This window comes from Asticcacaulis sp. AC460 (genome assembly GCF_000495795.1).
GTDB lineage: Bacteria > Pseudomonadota > Alphaproteobacteria > Caulobacterales > Caulobacteraceae > Asticcacaulis.
Window position 1 is genome coordinate 14989 of sequence record NZ_AWGD01000043.1, and the last position, 20547, is coordinate 35535.

Annotated in this window: 15 protein-coding genes; 8 read left to right on the forward strand and 7 right to left on the reverse strand. The window is 63.3% G+C overall.

The genetic code is table 11. The annotated features are described in order from the left end of the window. Positions 1-13: 13 nt before the first annotated feature. Genes ABAC460_RS46575 through ABAC460_RS46585 form a run of 3 tightly spaced genes read right to left on the reverse strand, consistent with a single transcriptional unit; the run spans position 14 to position 1400 of the window. Positions 14-652: a glutathione S-transferase family protein gene (locus tag ABAC460_RS46575; RefSeq protein ID WP_023455773.1), complete on the reverse strand. Its 639-nt coding sequence runs from the start codon at positions 650-652 to the stop codon at positions 14-16. Next, a complete protein-coding gene (locus ABAC460_RS46580) occupies positions 649-1089 on the reverse strand; it encodes an SRPBCC family protein (protein ID WP_023455774.1) in 441 nt (146 codons plus the stop codon). Before ABAC460_RS46580 ends, ABAC460_RS46575 begins: the two co-directional genes overlap by 4 nt. Next, positions 1086-1400 (reverse strand): ArsR/SmtB family transcription factor, encoded by a 315-nt coding sequence (locus ABAC460_RS46585; RefSeq protein WP_023455775.1) that lies wholly within the window; start codon positions 1398-1400, stop codon positions 1086-1088. The genes ABAC460_RS46580 and ABAC460_RS46585 overlap by 4 nt, the downstream gene beginning before the upstream one ends. A gap of 177 nt (positions 1401-1577) precedes the next feature. Here ABAC460_RS46585 and ABAC460_RS46590 point away from each other — a divergent pair, with 177 nt between their 5' ends. Further along, positions 1578-2729 (forward strand): glycoside hydrolase family 88/105 protein, encoded by a 1152-nt coding sequence (locus tag ABAC460_RS46590; RefSeq protein ID WP_162150354.1) that lies wholly within the window; start codon positions 1578-1580, stop codon positions 2727-2729. A 107-nt stretch (positions 2730-2836) separates the two neighbouring features. Here the strand turns inward: ABAC460_RS46590 and ABAC460_RS46595 are convergent, their stop codons facing one another. Continuing rightward, entirely contained in the window at positions 2837-4033 is a 1197-nt protein-coding gene (locus ABAC460_RS46595; RefSeq protein WP_031237536.1) for a pentapeptide repeat-containing protein, read from the reverse strand. Positions 4034-4167: 134 nt separating this feature from the next. Beyond that, positions 4168-4650 (reverse strand): Fur family transcriptional regulator, encoded by a 483-nt coding sequence (locus tag ABAC460_RS46600; RefSeq protein WP_023455778.1) that lies wholly within the window; start codon positions 4648-4650, stop codon positions 4168-4170. Positions 4651-5109: 459 nt separating this feature from the next. On the opposite strand from ABAC460_RS46600, the gene ABAC460_RS48680 reads away from it, so the two are divergent. The 4 genes from ABAC460_RS48680 to ABAC460_RS46615 all read left to right on the forward strand — a co-directional run bounded on the left by ABAC460_RS48680 (position 5110) and on the right by ABAC460_RS46615 (position 9972). Further along, positions 5110-5652 carry a response regulator gene (locus ABAC460_RS48680; RefSeq protein ID WP_023455779.1) on the forward strand — a complete coding sequence of 181 codons (543 nt, stop codon included), beginning with the start codon at positions 5110-5112 and terminating at the stop codon, positions 5650-5652. A gap of 212 nt (positions 5653-5864) precedes the next feature. Continuing rightward, on the forward strand, positions 5865-7835 hold the full coding sequence (locus ABAC460_RS46605; protein WP_031237538.1) for a TonB-dependent receptor: 1971 nt from the start codon (positions 5865-5867) through the stop codon (positions 7833-7835). Between the two features lie 136 nt (positions 7836-7971). Further along, positions 7972-8760 carry a SapC family protein gene (locus ABAC460_RS46610; RefSeq protein ID WP_023455781.1) on the forward strand — a complete coding sequence of 263 codons (789 nt, stop codon included), beginning with the start codon at positions 7972-7974 and terminating at the stop codon, positions 8758-8760. 192 nt (positions 8761-8952) lie between these two features. Beyond that, positions 8953-9972 (forward strand): LacI family DNA-binding transcriptional regulator, encoded by a 1020-nt coding sequence (locus tag ABAC460_RS46615; protein WP_023455782.1) that lies wholly within the window; start codon positions 8953-8955, stop codon positions 9970-9972. A gap of 209 nt (positions 9973-10181) precedes the next feature. Here ABAC460_RS46615 and mgrA read toward each other — a convergent pair whose 3' ends face one another. Next, complete coding sequence (mgrA, locus tag ABAC460_RS46620) at positions 10182-11210, reverse strand: L-glyceraldehyde 3-phosphate reductase (protein WP_023455783.1); 1029 nt, start codon at positions 11208-11210, stop codon at positions 10182-10184. 223 nt (positions 11211-11433) lie between these two features. Here mgrA and ABAC460_RS46625 point away from each other — a divergent pair, with 223 nt between their 5' ends. Next, a complete protein-coding gene (locus ABAC460_RS46625) occupies positions 11434-13926 on the forward strand; it encodes a glycoside hydrolase family 3 protein (protein ID WP_023455784.1) in 2493 nt (830 codons plus the stop codon). Between the two features lie 19 nt (positions 13927-13945). Beyond that, positions 13946-15670, forward strand: coding sequence for a cellulase family glycosylhydrolase (locus tag ABAC460_RS50970; protein ID WP_023455785.1), 1725 nt, complete (start codon positions 13946-13948; stop codon positions 15668-15670). A 22-nt stretch (positions 15671-15692) separates the two neighbouring features. Here ABAC460_RS50970 and ABAC460_RS46630 read toward each other — a convergent pair whose 3' ends face one another. Continuing rightward, positions 15693-16727: a LacI family DNA-binding transcriptional regulator gene (locus ABAC460_RS46630; protein WP_023455786.1), complete on the reverse strand. Its 1035-nt coding sequence runs from the start codon at positions 16725-16727 to the stop codon at positions 15693-15695. 643 nt (positions 16728-17370) lie between these two features. Here ABAC460_RS46630 and ABAC460_RS46635 point away from each other — a divergent pair. Continuing rightward, the gene (locus ABAC460_RS46635) at positions 17371-20313 is read left to right on the forward strand and encodes a TonB-dependent receptor plug domain-containing protein (RefSeq protein ID WP_023455787.1); all 2943 of its coding nucleotides are present in this window, start codon (positions 17371-17373) and stop codon (positions 20311-20313) included. Positions 20314-20547 lie beyond the last annotated feature (234 nt).

The following is a 20547-nucleotide window of genomic DNA, read 5'->3' on the forward strand; positions in this document are numbered from 1 at the left end:
GCCTTCTTCCGGTTCAGTCCGCCGCCGCGAAATGCGCCATCTGGTCGGCATGGGCCTTCGCAAAGGCCGGACGGGCGGTCGCGCGCTGCACATAGGCGCGGCAGGCGGGATAGTTCGCCAGGCCGTCGAAACGGTCGACCAGGCGCAGCACGTCCGCCATCGCGATGTCGGTGACCGAAAACCCGCCGGCCAGCCATTCGCGGCCGGCCAGGACCGGCTCCAGGCGCTGGAGCCGCAGGGTCAGGAAGCCGTCCAGCAGCTTCCAGGCGGGCGTGTCGCCGGTCGCGCCGGAAAAGATCATGATGGTCCACGGCAGGCTGGCCATTTCGACCGAGTTGAGCGCCGCGAACAGCCATTGCGACACCGCGGCACGGCCGCGCCGGTCGGCGGGCATCAGGATTTCGCTGCGTTCGGCGACGTGCAGCAGCATGGCGCCGGATTCAAACAGCGAGAGGTCGCCGTCGGCCAGCCACGGCACCTGGCCGAAAGGCTGATGCGCGAAATGTTCGGGCGCGCGGTCGTCGAAGGGTACGCTTTCGACGCGATAGGGTAGGCCGGCCTCTTCCAGCGCCCAGCGCAGCCGCAGGTCGCGGACATAGCCCCGCGGCCCATCGGGAACCCAGTCGAAGGTGGTCAGGATCAGATCGGTCATGAGGTCTCTCCGAGATATACCGGCAGTTTGTCGAGCAGGCCGCTCCAGCCGCGTTCGTGGCTTTCGCACGCCGCTTCGTCGGGAAGCTGTTCGTGGCGCAGGGTCAGTTCGGTGCCTTCGTCGGTCGGCTCCAGCAGGAAGGTCACCAGGGACTCGCGTTCGGGCATGCCCGGCCATTCCCAGGTGAAGACCAGCTTCCGGTCGGGGACGACTTCGCGGTAGACCCCTGTGGGGTTGTGCTCGGTGCCGTTCAGCAGGCGAAAGACGATGCTGAAGCGGCCGCCCGGCCGGACATCGGCCTGGGCGCGCAAGGTCGGGCCGGCATCGGGGCCCCACCAGTGCAGCATCTGGCCCGGCTCGGTGATGGCGGCATAGACCCGGGCGGGCGAGGCCTTGATCCGGCGGACGATGGTCACGCTGGGCAGGGTGGGCGTCATGGCGTCTTATCCTCTTCGACAAAGGCGGTGAGACGGTCCAGGCTGACCGTCCACAGGCTTTCGTAGCGTTCGAGCCATTGCATGGCCTCACGCATCGGGCCGGGCGACAGGGACACCGATACAGTGCGGCCGGTCTTGGTGCGGGTGATCAGTCCGGCGTCGGACAGAACATCGAGGTGCTTCATCAGGCCCGGCAGTTTGAGGGACGCCGGGCGCGCCAGTTCGGTCACCGACAGGCCGGGTTCCGACTTCAGCCGCAGTAGCAGGTCGCGCCGCGTGGGGTCGGCAAGCGCGAAGAAGGTCCGGTCCATTGCTGAGGCTTGATACTTCACCATGTAGCGAAGTATTGCATCGCGCTGCGGCGGAGTCAAGCCGGGGTAGCCTTGACCGGATGCCGGGGGCGGGATTATCGCTTACAGACGACGCAGTCGAAGGGAAGGGCCTGTACCATGGACCGACGGAGGTTTTGCGCGGGCGCGGCTGCGGTCATGGCTTTCGCGCCGTTGCCGGCCGCGGCGCGGACGGCGTTCCGCATGCAGGACCATACGGTGGAAAGGCTGGCCGCGGTCGGGGCGGATGTGCCGGCGTTCGTCGGTGCTTATGTGTCAGGGTTCCGGCCGTCCACCAAGATCTGGGGGTATGAGGACGGCGTGATCTGGAGTGGCCTGCTGGCGTTGTATGACGCCACCGGGGACAGGGCGTTTCTGAAGGTGGTCCTGGAGCATATGCAGACGCGGGTGGCGGCCGACGGGCGTTTGCCGCACTTTCAGCCCGTGCCGCACAATATCGACATGATCCGGGCCGGCAGCATTCTGTTGCCGCTGTTTCGCGAGACCGGTGAGGTCCGCTACCGCAAGGCCATGGATACCCAGTTCGCGCCGTTGCGGTTTCATCCGCGCACGCGGTCGGGCAGCTATTGGCATAAGGGGCGCTATCCGTGGCAGGTGTGGCTGGACGGGCTGTATATGGGCCAGCCGTTTCAGTTGGACTATGCCAGGGTGACGGGGGAAGCGGCGCTGTTTGCCGATACGCTGCAGCAGATCCGCACGGTGGAGAAGGTGATGCGTCAGCCGGGGACGGGGCTGTACTATCATGGCTGGGACGAGAGCCGGCAACAGCGCTGGGCGCAGCCGGACACCGGGTTGTCGCCGAACATCTGGGGCCGGGGGATGGGGTGGTGGCTGTGTGCTTTGGTGGATTGTTATGAGGCGTCGGAGGGGTTTGATCCGCAGGGGCGGGCGGAGATCGGCCGGATCACCCGTGCGGCGCTGGAGGCTATGCTGGCCGTGCGGTCGCGCGACGGGCTGTGGTATCAGGTCGTCGACCAAGGCGGGCGTGACGGCAATTATGAAGAGGCGTCGGCGTCGCTGATGGCGAGTTATGCGCTGTTGAAGGCGGCCAGGCTGGGGGTGGCGGATACGCGGGCGGCCGGGATGGAGAGTTTGGCGGCCTGTGTCGGGCGGTTTCTGGGGCCTGACGCGTTAAATGGGATCTGCCGTGTGGCTGGGTTGGGCGGGACGCCCTACCGGGATGGCAGTTACGAGTATTATCTGTCGGAAAAAGTCGTGGCCAATGATCCCAAGGGCGTGGGGCCGTTGTTTATGTCTCTGGGGGAAGCGTTAAGGTTAGAGGTGGGGTGAGAGGTTGGGCAGGCAAGCGGCGACTGGTCTTACCTGTACCCCTCCGCCGGCTTCGCCGGCACCTCCCCACTTCGTGGAGAGGAGGATGAACAGCGCTGCTTTGCTGCTTAGCGTTCGACCAGGGTGTAGTTCGCGCCCTTGTCCTGGACGTGGTCGGTGTCGGCTTCCAGCATCCGCGCCCGTGTCAGGTCCGCGCCGCGCAGATCGGCATAGGCCAGCACCGCCCGCGACAGGTCCGAGCGCATCAGCCGCCCGCCGCCCAGATCCAGCGGCCCCAGTTTCGCGCCTTCCAGGCAGGCATGAGTCAGTTGCGCCCCGATCAGGCGGGCGCCGCGCATGTCGGCGCCTTTCAGGTTGCAGCGGCGGAAATCGGCATTGACCAGGTTGGCGCCCTGGAGCTGGACGCCTTCCATGTCGAGGCCGTAGAAGCACGAGCCTTCGGCATCCAGCGTGGTCAGGAGGCGCCGGCGCAGCTCGCGCACCAAGCGGAAGTCGGCGTCGGACAGCTTTTGGCGGGCACCCGAAGCGCCGTTCGTCTTCACCCAGGTTTCATGCGTGGCCAGAACCTCTTCGAGAGGCTGGTCGTCGATGAAGACGCTGATCGGTCCATTTAGCGCGCCGGTGGTGTCGGCGGATTTGAGGTCGACACCGACCAGCTTGGTTTCGACCATGACCGCGCCGCGCATCGAAGCTCCGGTGACGTCGGCCGAGGACAGGTCGGCGCCGGTCAAGATGGCGCCGTCCATATGGGCGTTGCGCAGCTTGGCCTGGGACATGATCGCCCCAGCCAGGTTGGCATTGCGGAAGTCGGTCGACATTGCCATGGCGCCGGTCAGGCGTGCGCCCGACAGGTCGGCGCCGCTGAGGATGGCGTAGTCCAGCTCGCCCGGGCGGCGTTCGTGCTTCATCAGGCGCAGGCCGCGGTCCTCGTCCTTGAAAGCGATCTGGCCCTCGCGCAGGTCGGCGCCGATCAGCGAGGCGGCCGTCAGGTTGGCGCCGCGCAGGCAGGCGCCGCGCAGGTCGGCCCGGTCGAGGCGGGCAAAGCGCAGATCGGCATTGCGCAGGTCGGAACCGAACAGGTTGGCGCGGGTAAAGTTGGCGTCGCGCAGGGAGGCGCCGTACAGGCGGGCACCGGTCAGGTTGGCGTCCGACAGGTCGATGCCTTCCAGCTTCATGTCGGTCAGGTCGATATAGCTGAGATTGGCCAGGCGGCCGCCGGGCTTGCCCATCTTGAACCAGACATGCAGGTTCAGGATGTTGTGCAGCGACGTCTTGTCGAGCATCTGAAGTGTAGCGGCTGTCATGGGCGCGCGACCAGGGCGGGTTAGAGTCAAATGCACGGAAACAGAAACAGGCTTAACAAACTATCCCGCTGGTATAGGTGCACTGCAATATGGTTGCAAGCGTTTGTGAAAACGTTTGCCTTGGAAAGTAGAGGTCAGTTATGGCCGCGACAGGCGCCGCACAGTCCGCGGGCTTCCAGGGTGATGTGCTTGATCTGGAAATGCGACCGCGCCGCGCTGGCCTCGATGTCGGCGGTGTTGGGGATGGCGATCTCGACGCTCTGGCCGCAGCATTCGCAGAGCAGGAAGCCTGCCGTGTGGGCGTGGTCGCGGGTGTGGCAGGCGACAAAGGCGTTCAGGCTTTCGATGCGGTGGATCAGGCCCATCTGCTCCAGGAAGCCGAGCGCGCGATAAACCGTGGGCGGTTTGGCGGCGCCTTCCGGATGAAAGCGGTCGATGACGTCATAGGCCTTGATCGGGCCGCTGGCCTCGAGAATCAGTTCGTAGGTGCGCAGGCGCGACGTGGTCATGCGCTCGCCGGCGTCGGCGCACAGAGCCTCGGCTTCGGCCAGGCGCGAGGCCTTGGTGTCGGCCGTCAGGCCGTGGTGATGATCGTGGTGGTCGCAGGCGTGACTCATGTGCACAAGGTAGGATGACTTGAGCGTTTGCGCAACCGATGGCAAACTATACCGTAGCGCGAGTGATAATGACAACGCTGACATCGTTGTAACTGCGTTATGTTAACGGTAACACGTTTCGGGCCAGTTGGTGCATGGCTCTTATGGCATATTTATAAATTGTCGAAGGAGATTTACGGGTAGTGATCGATTGCAATTGTCCGACCTAACGCAGTTGCGGCATCACGTGAAAGTATATTGCTGTATTTTTGTTTTGCGATTACATTGGGAAGTATAACAGGGATAAATTCCTAAATAAAACGTCTTATAGAATTAAGACATGTATCGGTGAGTCGAGATAGCGTTAACCTTTTGTTAAATATATATCGAAGGTTGCAGCTACAACACGTTGTCCGGGCCATCCACGAGATGGAAGAATGCCGCCGTCGGCCGGGGTAACACCTATAAGTGGAGGACCCCATGGGAGACGATCTTTCCTATTCGGTGAGGCAGGCCATGCCGAGTTTTCATCCGGCGGCCGGTTTTGCCAGGCGCGCCAGCCCCCTGCGACCGGCGCGCGTACTTCTAGTCGACGATTCACGCGGCGACCTTCTGCTGGCCAAGCGGTGCCTTCTGGGCCGCTCAGGCCTGGGCTGCGAACTGGTGACGGCCCAGTCCAGCGACGAGGCGCTGGATATCATGTTGCGCGCCCACGCCCGCGCCCAGCCGATCGACCTGGTCCTGCTGGACATCAACATGCCGCAGCATGACGGTTTCGTGCTGCTGGATCATATTCGCGGTCATGTCAGTCTGAGGCGGACCCCCGCCATCATGTGCACCGGCTCGACCCACGACCTCGACCGCAGCCATGCCCGGCTGCTGGGGGCTGTGGGCTATATCGTCAAGCCGGCGTCGCTGGAAGGTATCCGCGGCGTGCTGGAAAGCCTGCCGTTGTTCGATGTTGAAGAGGATGAGGACGGGCTGAGGCTGATGACCATAGCGCCGGACTACTGGCCCGCTTGACGTTACCGGCAGTCCGGACGAATTAGTCGACTTGGCTCTGACAGCAAGAATACCCCTCCACCGCTCCGCGGTCCCCCTCCCCACAGAGTGGGGAGGAGAAGTAAGTGCCGCGTTTTTGGAGAATTTTTGCGATATGTAATATTATAACAAAAGCGCTTGACGGCGTGGATGTTATTACATAACACATGTGCATCGCAGCATTCGAGGCCGCCATGCACTTCCGAACCCTTTTGTTTTCCAGCCTGTCCCTCCTGGCCCTGGCTACCGCCGTTCATGCTGAAGATTTGGCTGAAGCGCCGCAGGACAGCCAGGAAGAGGTCGTCATCACCGGTAGCGGCTACCGCGTCACCAAGGACGCCGTCATGTCGCACGTCGATGTCATGACCCGCGCCGAGCTGGGGCAAAAGCCCGCCGGCGGGATCGGTGACACACTGGCTTACCGTCCCGGTATCCGCTCGTCCGGGTTCGCGCCCGGCGCCAGCCGGCCCGTTATCCGCGGGTTGGAAGGGTTTCGGGTTCTGGTCCTGAACAACGGCATGGGGGCGGTCGACGTGTCGTCGCTGTCGCCCGATCATGCGGTTGCGACCTCGCCGACCGAGGCCAAACGCATCGAGGTGCTGCGCGGGCCGTCGGCCCTGGCCTATGGCGGCAATGCCATCGGCGGGGTGGTCAATATTGTCGACGACCGTATCCCCAGCCAGGCGGCGCTGAAGCCCGTCGAAGGCACGTTGACCGCCCAGGCGTCCAGCGTCGATCAGGGTTTGCAGGGATCGTTGAACCTCAAGACCGGGACGGGGCCGTGGGTCTTTACCGTGGATGCCTTCAAGCGTACGTCGGAGGATTACGACACGCCGGTGGCGCCGTCGCTGGATCCGGCCGACACGCGCACGCGCCAGACCAATTCGGCCACCGACATGCGCAATCTGGGCGCTGGCGTCAGCTATATCGGCGATAAGGGCTATGGCGGCTTGAGCTACAAGACCACGGATTACACCTACGGCGTGGCGGTCAATGACGCGGTCGAGATCGACCTGCACCAGGCGCGGTGGGACGCGCGCGGCCAGGTGGCGGTAAACCTGGCCGGGTTCAACCGGCTGGATGCGGCGGTCGGCTATTCCGATTATCACCACGCCGAGATCGAGGACGGCGAGATCGGCACGCAGTTCTTTTCGAAGGGCAGCGAGGCGCGCTTCGCCCTGGTCCGCGACAGTGTCGGCAAGGTCAGCGGCACCTTGGGCGTGTCGGGCTTCGACCGCGACTTCCAGGCGGTGGGGGGCGAGGCCTTCGTGCCGTCGACCCGGACATCGCAGGCCGGGCTCTTTACGCAGTATCGTTACGACGCCGGCGTCTGGGGCATCGAGGGCGGGGTGAGGGTGGACCGGACGTCGATTAGCGCCGATGGCTTCGACCGCGATTTCGATGCTGTGTCGGCTTCGGTTGGCGGGTTCTACCGGCCCAACGATCATGGCTTTATCGGCCTGGCTCTGACACGGGCCGAGCGGGCGCCGTCGGAAGTCGAACTTCTGGCCGACGGGCCGCACGAAGGGACGGGCGAATATGTGATCGGCGATGCCGGTTTCCGCATCGAGACGGGTTCGTCGCTGGAGCTGACCGGGCACTGGCTGATCGATCACGACAACCGGTTCGCGGTCGATGCCCACGTTTTCGCCAGCCGGTTTGATCACTTTATCGACCTGCGCCCGACGGGTGCGGAAGAAGATGGCTTGCCGGTATTCCAGTATGTGCAGACCGATGCCGATCTGTACGGGCTGGAGCTGGAGGCGTCGACGCGGCTGTTCGACTGGCGCGGCCAGACGGTGCGGATGGAGGCGGCCTATGACTATGTCCACGGCGAAACCGGTCTGGGGCCGGTGGTGCGGTTGCCGCCACAGGCCCTGACCGTGAAGCTGGAAAGCGCCGGGCCGCGGTGGAAGTCGCATCTCGAGGTCCGCGGCGTCGCCGATCGTGACGCTGAGCTGGGCGATTTCGAGACGGCGACACAGGGGTATGTTACCGTCAACCTGTTCACCTCGTACAAGCTGTCGTCGCTGTCGGGCGCCACGGTCTATGCCGAGGTGCGCAACTTGACCGACGCCGAAATGCGCGAGGCGACCTCGGCGACCAAGGACCTGGTGGTTGGGCCGGGACGGAATGTGCGGGCGGGGCTGGTGTGGAACTTTTGAGCCATTCCGGCACGGTTTTCGCTTGGCCCATACACAAAATCGCGACGGGTTCGCTTATTGTGTTACGCGACTTGCCCATGGCTGGCGCTTAGGCTAGAAGCGAGGCTCATTTTTTAACCCAGCCTACTTGGTAACCATGGCCGAACAACAAAACAACGACGCCGTACTGACCGGAAACGTCCTTTTCTACAAGTCGCCCGAACCGCTGAACCCGGACGTTCACGGCGCGCTGGGCATCAGCGCGATCCCGTCGCCGCACAGCTTCGTCGCCGAAACCAATGTGGTGCCGCTGACCGTGTCGGAATTCCCGGCCGCGTCGCTGAGCTACCCGATCGTGTTCATCGGTGAGAACTACATGCCGGTGGCCGCCATGGGCCTGTCGGCCGGCCAGAACGTGTTCGTGTCGCCGGAAGGCGTCTTCAAGTCGGACAGCTACCTGCCCGCGTTCGCCCGCCGCTATCCGTTCGTCTTCGCCAATGACGAAGGCCAGGAGCGCATGATCCTGTGCGTCGATACCTCGGCGCCGATGGTCAAGGCTTCCAATCCGGATGTGCCGTTCTTCGAAAACGGCAAGGCCACGCCGTACGTCGAAAACGCCATGCAGTTCTGCTCGGACTTCGAAACCGAGCGTCGCCGTACCGAGAGCTTTGTCGGCCTGCTGCGCGAGCTGAACCTGCTGGCGCCGCGCGAAACCCTGTACCGCCCGCAAAATTCGGACGGCACCCCGGGCGAGCCGCAGAAGATCGCCGAATATTTCGCCGTCGACGACAAGGTTCTGAACGAGCTGTCGCCCGAAAAGCTGGCCGAGCTGCGCGACAACGGCGCCCTGACACATATCTATGCACACCTGAACTCGCTGCTGGCCTGGGACAAGCTGATCGCCCTGACCATCGAGCGCAACCAGGCGCCGGTTGCCGTCAACTAAGGTTGGCGACGGTTTGAGATGAAGAAAAGCCCCGGAGCGATCCGGGGCTTTTTTGCTGGCGGTGTGGTGTCATCATGGCTGTCGCGACGCCTGGCCTCCTTATCCGTTCCGCACACGGCAAACTCGGGGGTTTTAAAGGCCTCCAAGTTGGTTTAAGCCGAACGAAAGAGCCAGCCGCTATCGGAGACCTGTTTGACAAATCCTACGATCGTCGAAGTGGCCAGGCTTGCCGGTGTTTCGATCACTACGGTGTCCCGATGCCTGAATGCTCCCGACAAGGTCGGCAAGAAGACCCTCGCCAAGGTGCGAAAAGTCATTCATGACATCAATTTCAGCCCCAATGTCCTGGCCCAGAGTTTTCGCCGCGGGCGGACCAATATCATCCTGGTCGTCGTCCATGAGATCGGGAGCTGGCTGTTTGCCGACATTCTGGAAGGGATCCGCGCTGTCGTCGACGGGCGCTATTCGATCATCCTGACCGAGTCGCGTCCGGACGTGACGGAAAACGGCACCTTCATCGACATGCTGGTGGCCAGGCAGGTCGAGGGCGTGATTCTGCTGTGCTCACCGCTGCCGTTCAGCCGCAAACTGATCGAACTCGCCAAGTCGAAACCCCTGCCGATCGTCATCGGTCTGGAGCCGGTCAGCGACGACCTGGGGCAGTTCCCAAGCGTGCACATCGACAATCACCAGGCCGCCTACGATGCCACCCAGTATCTGATCCGCCTGGGCCATGTTGAGATCCTGTTTGTGTCCGGCCCGAAGAATTCCTACGTCACCAAGGATCGGGAACTGGGGTTCATTGCGGCGATGCGCGATGCCGGGCTTGGTATGGACGGCGACCGGGTGATCCATTCCGATCTCAGCGCGAACGGCGGCATCAACAGCGCCATTGAAATCCTGGCGCGTCCGACGCGGCCGTCGGCCATCTTCTGCGCCAATGATGATGTCGCCATGGGGGTGATGAGTGTCGCCGCAAAGCGCGGGCTTCGCGTGCCCGAAGACCTGTCGGTCATGGGGTTCGATGACACGCGCTACGCCGCTCTGACCAATCCGGCCCTGTCCACCGTGTTGCAGCCGGCGCGCGATATCGGGGTGAAGGCCGCACAGAAGCTGCTGCAGGCGATCGAGCGGCCCGACGACGATGCGCCCAGAACAGAAATCCTGCCCCACCGCATCGTTGTTCGCGATTCGACCGCGCTTCGGCGCTAGAGCGAGATGCGTTTTGGTAGAGTCAAAACGCCGCTCTAGATCTTTGTTTTGACGCGCAATTTATCCGAAAAGTGCTGCACACTTTATCGGATTGCGCTCTGGAGCGAGATGCGTTTTGCTAGAGTCAAAACGCCGCTCCAGATCTCTGTTTTGACGCGCAAATTATCCGAAAAGTGCGGCACACCTTATCGGATTGCGCTTAAGCCCCGTCAGGGCGCCTGCCAGATGTCGACATCGTGGCCGGCGTAACCATCGATGGCGTCCAGCTCCTCGCGGCTGAAGGCCAGGTTGTCCAGCGCCTTCAGTGTGTCGGCCAACTGGGCGACGGTGCGCGCGCCCACCAGGGCCGAGGTCACGCCCGGATGGCGCAGGACCCAGGCGATGGCCATCTGGGCCAGGCTCTGGCCGCGCCGGCGGGCGATGTCGTTCAGCGCATGTACGCGGCGCAGCGTGTCCGGCGTCACCCATTCCTTGCGGAACGATCCGCCTTTTGCCCCGCGGGCGTCGGCCGGGATCCCGTCCAGGTATCGGTCGGTCAACAGGCCCTGGGCGAGCGGCGAAAAGGCGATGCAGCCGGCGCCGATCACATCCAGCGTCGCCAGCAGGTCGCGTTCGATCCAGCGGTTCAGCATCGAATAGGACGGCTGATGGATCAGCAGGGGGACCTGCCACCATTCCAGGATTTCTGCCGCCCTGGCCGTTACCTCTGCCGAGTAGGATGAAATGCCGACATACAGCGCCTTGCCCTGCTGATGCAGGCTGGCCAGGGCGCCCATGGTTTCTTCGAGGGGCGTTTCCGCGTCCATGCGATGCGAATAGAAGATGTCGACATAGTCGACGCCCATCCGCTTCAGGCTCTGGTCGCAGGAGGCGATCAGGTATTTGCGCGATCCGCCGACATCGCCATAGGGGCCGGGCCACATGTCCCAGCCCGCCTTGGTCGAGATGATCAGTTCATCGCGATGGCTTTTGAAGTCGCCGGCCATCACGCGGCCGAACGTCTCTTCGGCCGAACCGAACGGGGGGCCGTAGTTGTTGGCCAGGTCGAAATGGGTGATGCCGTTGTCGAACGCGTGGTGGAGGATCGCCCGGCCGGTTTCGAACACATCGTCACCACCGAAGTTCTGCCAAAGCCCCAGTGAAATCGCCGGCAGCTTCAGACCGCTGTTGCCGCAGCGGCGATAGGGCATGGTGTCGTACCGCGTGGGGGCGGCGCTATAGGGAACAGGAAAGGCCATGGGTCAACTCGTGGGCAGGGGGATGTTCAGGTCGGCCAGGTCGCCGCTGGCCTGACGCAGCCGCGACGCGGTGAAGTCCTTGTTATTGAAAATGGTAACGTTGTCAATTTGTGAGCTGGAGTATTGGTCAAATTTTCCAAGCTTGGCTAAATGTCGTTTGCATGTGGCCTTGGATCGATGATATCTTTTATGAAAACGTTACCATTATTCTGGAGGATGGCCCGTGACGATCGACCCGAAAATCTGCCGCAATCCCTTTGTGGTGTCAGGACTGGCCCTGATGGTCGCGGCATCTCCCGCGTGGGCCGCAACGCCGCCGAAGGCTGCCCAGATAGCTGTCCGTCCGGCCGTCCATCCGGCAAAATGGCCGGCCGCCCGGTCGCCGGTCGGCCTCGATGCGGCGACCGAGGCCAAAATCACCGCCATGCTGGCGCAGATGAGCGTCGAACAGAAGGTGGGACAGGTCATCCAGCCGGAATGGAAAACGATCCGGCCGGAAGAGGTTGCTCAGTATCACATCGGGTCGATCGAAAACGGCGGCGGCGCCGTGCCGGGCGGCAACAAGCACGCCACGGTCAAGGACTGGGTCGACCTGATCGAACCCTATTACCAGGCCTCGGTCGCGCCCGGTCAGACGGTGACCATACCGCTGATCTGGGCGTCGGATGCCGTGCACGGACACAACAATGTCTATGGCGCCACCCTGTTTCCCCACAATATCGGCCTGGGCGCCGCGCGCGATCCCGATCTGCTGCGGCGCATCGGTGAGGCGACGGCGGCTGAGGTGCGCGCGACCGGCATGGACTGGTCGTTTGCGCCGACCATCGCGGTGGCGCGCGACGACCGCTGGGGGCGGACCTATGAAAGCTATTCGGAAGACCCGGCCATCGTCAGCCAGTATGCCGCCGCCATGGTGGCCGGCCTGCAGGGATCGGGCGAGACCTTCCTGGATGGCCGGCATGTTGTGGCCACCGCCAAGCACTTCCTCGGCGACGGCAGTACCGATGGCGGGCGCGATCAGGGCGAGTCGTCGGTCTCCGAAGCCGACCTCATTCGCCATCACGGGGCGCCCTATGTCGACGCCCTCAACAGCGGCGCCCAGTCGGTCATGGCCTCCTATAATTCGTGGCATGGCGTCAAGATGCACGCCAGCAAGCCGCTACTGACCGGTGTCCTGAAAGGCCGCATGGGTTTCGACGGCTTCATCATGGGCGACTGGCTGGCCCATGGTCAGATACCCGGCTGCACCAAGTCCGACTGTGCCGCCGCTTTCAATGCCGGCCTCGATATCTATAACCAGCCCCAGGACTGGAAGCTGCTCCATGCCAACCTGGTGCGCGACGTGAGCAACGGCACCATTCCGATGGCCCGTCTGGACGATGCGGTACGGCGCATCCTGCGGGTCAAGTTCCGCATGGGGGTGTTCGATCAGCCTTCGCCGGCCAACCGTCCCGCCACCCTTCAGCCGATCGGCACGCCGCAGCATCGCGCCATCGCCCGCGAAGCCGTGGCAAAATCTATGGTCCTGCTGAAGAATAACGGCGTGCTACCACTGAAGCCGGGTGCAACGGTATTGATTGCCGGAAACGGGGCCGACAATATCGCCATGCAGTCAGGCGGCTGGACCCTGAGCTGGCAGGGGGCGGACAACAGCAACAATGATTTTCCCGGCGCCACCTCGATCTATGAGGGCCTGAAGGCCCAGGTCGAGGCGAAGGGCGGGCAGGTGCTGTTCAGCCCGGACGCAACCGCGCCGCAAAAACCGGATGTCGCCATCGTGGTCTTCGGCGAAACGCCCTATGCCGAATTCATGGGCGATCAGTCCGACGTCGCCCTGCACTATGGCAACACCGAGTCGCTGGACTTGCTCAGGTCTCTGAAGGCGAGGGGCATTCCGGTGGTGGCGGTTCTGCTGTCCGGACGGCCGCTGTACGTCAATCCGCACATCAATGCCGCCGATGCCTTTGTCGCCGCCTGGCTGCCCGGGTCGGAGGGCGCCGGTGTCGCCGATGTTCTGGTCGGCGACAAGGACTTCCAGGGACGGCTCAGCTTTTCGTGGCCGAAGCGGCCGGACCAGACGCCGCTGAACGTCGGCGATGCCAATTACGATCCGCAGTTCGCTTACGGGTTCGGGCTGAGCTACGCCCGGCCGGCGCAGACGGCGCAACTGCCCGAGGTGGCCAGCTCCACCAAATACGGCGAGAAGAACGTCTATTTCAGCAAGGGCACGGTGTGGAACGGCTACGGCGTCACGCTGAGCGACAACGACAACCATCGCATGGACTATGTCGGCACCCAGGCGACGCTTTACGGCACCGCGGCCCTGACGGTTTCGCCGCAGGATGACGCCGGGTTGCGGGCTGTGTGGAATGGCAAGACGCAGGCCTCCCTGGCCGTTGGAGCTGCGACGCCGTCCGACATCGCCCGCGAGGCCAACGGGGCGATGGTCCTGTCCATCACCCTGCGGGTCAATGCGGCGCCGACGAACGCGGTCCGCCTGGGTGTCGGCAGTGCCTCCGTGCCGGTCACGGCGTGGCTGGCGGAGGCATCGTCCGCCTACCGGGTCTTGTCGGTGCCCTTGACATGTTTCGTGAGTCAGGACCTGGCGGTGACCCCGACCGTGATGCAACTGACGACCGAAGGCGCGCTCGATATTTCCATCCAGGATATCCGCCTGGCCGAGACGAGGCCCGGCGCCACCTGCCCGACGCAATGATCCCAGGAAAGGTTTGGACATGAAGGCGATGCTTTTTCACGGCCGGCGGCTCGCCTGGCTTCTTGTTGCCGTGATGTCCGCTTTTGCGGCGCCGGGGTTTGCGGTCGGGGCGGACAGGGCCGGCATAGCCTTTGGTGACAGCCGTTACACCGGCGGGGCGCAGGAGATCCCCGGAACGGTGCATGCCGCCTACTATGACGCCGGGGGGGAAGGCGTCGCCTATCACGACACGGACAGTGTGAATCACGGCAGCGGGGCGCTCAATCCGCTCGATGGCAGCTATCTGCATGCCTTTCGGGCGGGCGAAGGCGTCGATATCTCGTTCACCAAGTTCGGTAATCCGTCCGTCGCCGTCGATGACAGTCCGTTCAACCGCGTCGTCCCGCCCGCCGATCAGCTGTATGTCGGCTGGACCGAGCCCGGCGAGTGGTTCAACCTGACGGTCGATGTGGCGCACGACGGCGACTATGTCGGCGACCTTTTGTACACGTCCCAGCGTGGCGGCACGATTGCCATCGACGTCGATGGCGCGCCGGCGACGGGGGACCTGACGTTGTCGGTCACGGCCGATACGGCGGATGCGGTGGCCTGGCGGCACTGGCACCATTGGGATGAAGCGAAGGGTCTGATCCGGCTCAGACTGACGGCAGGCGCACACCGGCTGACCGTGCACGTCCGGTCCGGCGGCAATATGAACTTCGCGACCCTGACCTTTCGCGAGGCGTCGGTGGCGCCGGACGCCCGTCAGGCCGCGGCGGCGATGGGGATGGGCTTCAATCTGGGCCAGATGTTTGACAACAGCCAGCATCCGCCGACCCTGGCGGCGGCCAAACCGAAGATCGACGCCTATTACGAACGGGGCTTTCGGGTTGTCCGCATCCCGGTGACCTGGACGGAACCGGTTGGCGGCGTCGTGATGGCAGACCCATTGACGGGCAGGGTGGATCGCGGGTCTGGCCGGCTGGCCGCGCTGAAGGCCGTTGTCGACTATGCCCTCAGCAAGCCGGGTCTGTATGTCGTTCTCAACGCCCACCATGAGACGGATCTGAAGGATTTCGACCGCGCTGCTGTGCTGGAAGCCCTGTGGTCCGATATCAGCGAGATTTTCGGCGATCGCGACCATCGCCTGCTGTTTGAAATCCTCAATGAGCCGCATTTGAGCAACCGGGATGCGATGCCGCCGGAGCGCCTGCGTCACATGACCGGCCTGGCTTATCGCCGGATTCGCGCGGCGGATGCCCGGCGCATCGTGATCATCGGCGGCAACCAGTGGTTCGCCGCGGCGGAGATGGCGCGTACCTGGCCGGATCTGGAAGCCGTTGGCGGCGGCAGGGACGCTTATGTGATGGCGACCTTTCATCACTATGATCCCTGGACCTTCAGCGGCGACAACCAGGGCGACTATGCCGACGCGTGGACCGCGGCCGATATAGCCCGGCCGATGCAGGCCATGGCGGATTGGGCGGGCACGGTCGGCGGCGGCATGCCTGTCTTTATCGGTGAGTGGGGTGTCGGCTGGAAAAGCCGCTACGCCACCATGAACTGCAACAATATCCGTCAGTGGTATGCGCAGTTTCCGCGCCACGCCGCGACGATGGCCATGCCGACCGCCGTATGGGACGACGGCGGCTGGTTTCAGGTCTACGACCACGCCACGGACCGGTTCGGCAATGATCTGATCGATTGCATGGACGATGGCTGCGTCGTCGCCCCGCCCGAGCGCTTCAAGCCGGATTGTCAGTGACGGCCGGGACGCGCCAACCGGGTCAGGCGCTTTCGCGGGCGCGAAGCTGGAAGCCCAGGTCGATCATGTTGCGCGGCACCGTCTGGCCCTCGATCAGCGACAAAAGCATATGCGCTGCCTGGACGCCGATCTCGTAACGTGGCGTCGCGATCGTCGTCAGGGACGGCACCGTGCATTCCGACATCGGCAGGTCGTTGAAACCGGCCACCGCCAGCTGCTCCGGCACCTGGATGCCGCGGCGCAGGCATTCAAACAAAGCCCCCTGCGCCAGGTCGTCGTTACAGAAAAAGACCGCGTCGGTATCGGGCGCCTGTTCCAATAGCCGCCTCAGCAGCGCGCCGCCCAGGGCGACCGAGGACTGGTCCGGGACCAGGACTTCGCGGTGAGACTCATAGAGCCCGGCCTTGATCACCGTGTCGCGGTAGCCGCGGTTCCGCGCCAGGGTCCGCGGGTCGAGCTGAGACGCCACAAAGGCGATGCGGCGGTGGCCCTTTGACAGCAGGTGTTCGGTCATGGCCTGGGCCGCCGCCTCCTGCGAGAAGCCGACGCTGTAGGCGCCCTCACGGTCGGCCAGCTCCATCATGTGCACGATGGGGATGCCGGCCTGGTCCAGAAGCTGCCGCGTCGCTTCGCGGTAATTGAAGCCGGTCACCAGCATGCCGTCGGGCGCAAAGGCCAGGTAGGCGCGGACCAGGGCTTCTTCTTCTTCCGAGTTGTAGTGGTTGACCCCCATCAGCATCTGGTAACCGTGGGTGCGGAAGACCTTTTCGATGCCGGTGACCGTATCGACGAACACTGAGTTGCTGAGCGAGGGGACCAGGACCGCGATGTTCATCGAGCGGTTCGAGGCCAGGGCGCTGGCCGCCCGGTTGCGGACATAGCCCAGGTCGTCGGCTGCCTGATGGATTCGTTTGCGCAGGTCTTCGGACACCTTGTCGGGCCAGCGGAAGGCGCGCGACACCGTGATCGTCGACACGCCCACCTGTTTCGCAACGTCGTCAAGGGTCGCCCGGCCGGTGCTGGAGGCGCGCGACGCCAGTTTTGATGCCCTGTCCAAGATGTGCGTACCCGACCTTTGCTCGCCCCGAAGTCCCTTATCCCTTCTTGTACCGAATCCTGGGAAAATGCAATGATAGCGCTGTCATTATCGCTTTGGATATATATCGCATACGGTCTGATGATTGGGCGCGAGAAAATTCGGGGTGATGCGCGAAGGTGGATGTGGCGGTGTGGGTGTGCTCTTTGGGTTTCCGGCTTGCCAGGGGCGTGGAGTGGTTAAAGTTTTTTACATATTATTCAATATATTAGTGGAAAATTTCTGCCAATGCTCCGGCGCATTCCGTCACGGGGGCGTGGTTCCAGTATCCGCCGGACGGGGCGGTGGTGGGCGGAAGGCGTTGTCCCGGCGTGTCGTACTTATGATGCGGGCTTGACATATCGGCGGTTTGGACCTAGGTCTAGTCTGACCGATAGGCGCATGGCTAAATGTTAGCGCTGTCATCGGCAAAAATAATGAATTGGGAATAACGCCGGGTGCCTGGTACGAAGTCAGGACGCTCATATTGACGGTTTTGTGTTAGCGCTGTCATCGCGATCGGGACGAATGTAGAGCATGAGCCTTGCAAGGGCCGGCCTGTGTGCGTTTTGCTGGATTGTTGAATGTTAGCGCTGTCATTTGCCGATCGTGAAGGGAAAGACACATGCTTAGATTCAAACGTCAGATCGTTTGTTCGGTTTCCGCACTTGTGCTGGGCGTTCTCGCCACCGGCGCCTATGCGCAGGACACGACTGCGGCCGCTCCGGAAGCCACGACGGCCGACGACGGCGCCGTGATCATCACCGCGTCGCGCATCACCACACGCGGGTTCAAGGCGCCGACGCCGACCAGCTCGCTGGGGGCCAATGACATCGCCAACAATGCCCAGCCGAACATCTTCACCACGGTCGCCCAGCTGCCGTCGCTGCAGGGCTCCAGCGGCACGACGACCAACACCTTCAGCACCTCGAGCGGCCAGCAGGGCCTCAGCTCGTTCGCGCTGCGCGGCCTCGGCGTCAGCCGTACCCTGACTTTGCTGGACGGCCAGCGCGTCGTCCCGGCCAATATCGGCACGGGGGCCGCCGACATCAGCCTGTTCCCGCAACTGCTGATCAAGCGCGTTGACGTGGTCAATGGCGGCGCCTCGGCGTCGTGGGGCTCGGATGCCGTCGGCGGGGTGATCAACTTCGTCACCGATACCCGCTTCGAAGGTTTCAAGGCCAATTTCTCGCTGGGTGAGACCACCTATGGCGACGACAAGACCGGCGTGGCCCAGGTGGCCTTCGGCAAGGCCTTCCTGGATGACAAGCTGCATACGGCCTTTGCGCTGGAATATCACAAGGAAGACGGCGTCGGGCCCGGCGACTTCGGTGAAAAGGCCGCCAATGGCCGCGACTGGTACCGTTCGTCGACTCTGGTCAATACCGGCCAGACCAATAACGGCTCGCCGCAGTTCCGCTATCTCGACCATGCCCAGTCCTATACCTATGGCAAGTACGGTCTGATCACGGCGGGCCCGCTGCAGGGCATCGCCTTCGACCAGAGCGGCAACCCTTATCAATTCGTCTACGGCTCCAATGGTCTGGGTGGCCCCGCCGGTGTGCCGCAGAAGGATGCCAATGGCACGGTCGCCGGCTGCTACACCGGCTTCTGCATTGGCGGCGACACCTCAGCCAATGTCGGTGTCGGCGCCACGCTTCAGTCGGGCATCACCCGAACCAACTTCTACAACCGCACCTCCTTCGACCTGAACGAGGACAGCGAAATCTATTTCACCGTCAACCTGGCCAAGGTCGACACCCATAACCAGCCGAACCCGGGCACCACCCAGGCCGGCCTGACCATCCAATGCGCCAATCCCTATGTGCCGGGCGCGATCAAGCAGGCCTGTACCGACAACAACATCACCAGCTTCCGCTTCGGGACGGTGACGCCGTGGCTGCCCAATATCCGCGTCAACACGCAACGCAAGCAGGAGCGCTTCGTCGTCGGTTCGAACGGCAGGTTCAACGCCTTCGGTACGGACTGGAGCTACAACGCCTACTACCAGGCCGGCAAGGAAACCTCGGACATCAACGTCCATAACCTGCTTCTGAAGGCACGCTTCACGGCGGCGATCAACGCGACGACGATCAACAACGTCATCGTCTGCGCGGACCCGGTCGCCCGCGCCAATGGATGCGTGCCCGTCAATGTCATCGGCAACCAGACCCCCAGCGCCGCCGCCCTGGCCTATCTGCAACCGGCCGTGGGCGCCTTCCAGCACACCATCCAGACCCAGAATGTGGCCAGCGTCGGCTTCTCGGGCGAGCCTTTCTCGCTGTGGGCCGGTCCGGTTTCCATGGCCTTCGGCGCCGAATACCGCCGTGAAACCTATCGCGCGGTCGCCGACCCGTACGGCAATGGCATCAGCAGCCCCTATACGGCTGAGTATCCGGCCGATCCGCTGCTCAGCACCGGCGGTGGCAACTTCTACGCCGGCAACTACCGCAACGGCCGCGGCAGCTATACGGTGGCGGAAGCCTTCCTGGAATTCAACGTGCCGCTGCTCAACAGCGAGCAACTGGGGCAGGTCAACCTGAACACCGCCGGCCGTTCCACCAACTACAGCACGTCGGGCGGCGTCGAAGCCTGGAAGGTCGGCCTGACCTGGGATACGCCGCTGGACGGCATCCGTATCCGCACGGTCCGGTCGCAGGACGTGCGCGCACCGAACCTGAACGACCTGTTCGGTCCGATCGTTTCGACCAACCTGCCGAACTTCACCAACCCGTTCACCAACACGACCCTGACCGTGTCGCAGAACCAGGGTTCCAACCCGGGCCTGGTGCCGGAAATCGCGCAGAACTTCTCGTTTGGCGTGGTCCTGGCCAATCCCGACTGGCTGCCGGGCTTCAACGCCTCGGTCGATTACTACAGCATCGAGATGGAGGATGCGATCGCCGGCGGTCCGAACGCCACGCAACTGGTGCAGTACTGCTTCGACGGATCGGTGCCGTCGGCCTGTAACGCCTTCAACCTGACCGGCGCCAACCCCTATGTGAACGTCGGCAATATCAATGCCGCCTCGATCAAGACCCACGGCGTCGACTACGAGTTCAGCTATCAGGCGTCCAAGCCGTTCGGCCTGCCGGGCAACCTGGTGCTGCGTGGCCTGGCCACCAACGTCCAGGACTTCACCACGACCCCGGGCCTGCCGGGCACGGTGCCGTCGCAGACCGCCGGCCAGAACTCGGGCGCTACGCCCGACTGGAAGGTGCTGTTCGTCCAGACCTATTCGAACGACAAGTTCAGCTTCCTGATCCAGGAACGCTGGTTCAGCGACGGCGTCATCGGCAACCAGTACGTGGTCTGCAGCTCCGGCTGCCCGGCTTCGACCGGCAACCGTCCGACCCTGGATAACAACACCATGAAGGGCATGACCTATATCGACATCGGCGGCACCTATAATGTCCGTCCGGGCGTGCAGGCCTACTTCAAGGTCGACAACCTGCTCAATGCCGATCCGGAACCGTCGCCCCAGACCAATACCGGTCTCGACGTGAACCCGGCCCTCTACGACACCCTCGGCCGCTTCTATCGGGTTGGTGTTCGCTTCAACTACTAAGGGCTTGTTGGAAACGGATTTCCAAGCAGTCTTTGAGTTTCGTACCCCGGATATCCGCCGCACCTGGCGGCGGATATACCTGACTTGGCCCGGCGGCGCTGTTGACACGTGCAGTGACGTCCCGGCCGCATGCTTCCAGGCTTAAAAGCCTTCTCCCGAGCGCGACCTGGAAGCATGTTTTCTTTTTTCCGTTAGAGCACCGTGCGCCGAGCAGACGTGCTTCGTTGCTCTCAT

What these genes read in the sequence shown, in the direction of transcription:
- ABAC460_RS46575 (WP_023455773.1), bottom strand. Translation starts at nt 652, where the DNA reads ATGACCGATCTGATCCTGACCACCTTCGACTGGGTTCCCGATGGGCCG.
- ABAC460_RS46580 (WP_023455774.1), bottom strand. Translation starts at nt 1,089, where the DNA reads ATGACGCCCACCCTGCCCAGCGTGACCATCGTCCGCCGGATCAAGGCC.
- ABAC460_RS46585 (WP_023455775.1), bottom strand. Translation starts at nt 1,400, where the DNA reads ATGGACCGGACCTTCTTCGCGCTTGCCGACCCCACGCGGCGCGACCTG.
- ABAC460_RS46590 (WP_162150354.1), top strand. Translation starts at nt 1,578, where the DNA reads ATGGCTTTCGCGCCGTTGCCGGCCGCGGCGCGGACGGCGTTCCGCATG.
- ABAC460_RS46595 (WP_031237536.1), bottom strand. Translation starts at nt 4,033, where the DNA reads ATGACAGCCGCTACACTTCAGATGCTCGACAAGACGTCGCTGCACAAC.
- ABAC460_RS46600 (WP_023455778.1), bottom strand. Translation starts at nt 4,650, where the DNA reads ATGAGTCACGCCTGCGACCACCACGATCATCACCACGGCCTGACGGCC.
- ABAC460_RS48680 (WP_023455779.1), top strand. Translation starts at nt 5,110, where the DNA reads ATGGGAGACGATCTTTCCTATTCGGTGAGGCAGGCCATGCCGAGTTTT.
- ABAC460_RS46605 (WP_031237538.1), top strand. Translation starts at nt 5,865, where the DNA reads ATGCACTTCCGAACCCTTTTGTTTTCCAGCCTGTCCCTCCTGGCCCTG.
- ABAC460_RS46610 (WP_023455781.1), top strand. Translation starts at nt 7,972, where the DNA reads ATGGCCGAACAACAAAACAACGACGCCGTACTGACCGGAAACGTCCTT.
- mgrA (WP_023455783.1), bottom strand. Translation starts at nt 11,210, where the DNA reads ATGGCCTTTCCTGTTCCCTATAGCGCCGCCCCCACGCGGTACGACACC.
- ABAC460_RS50970 (WP_023455785.1), top strand. Translation starts at nt 13,946, where the DNA reads ATGAAGGCGATGCTTTTTCACGGCCGGCGGCTCGCCTGGCTTCTTGTT.
- ABAC460_RS46635 (WP_023455787.1), top strand. Translation starts at nt 17,371, where the DNA reads ATGCTTAGATTCAAACGTCAGATCGTTTGTTCGGTTTCCGCACTTGTG.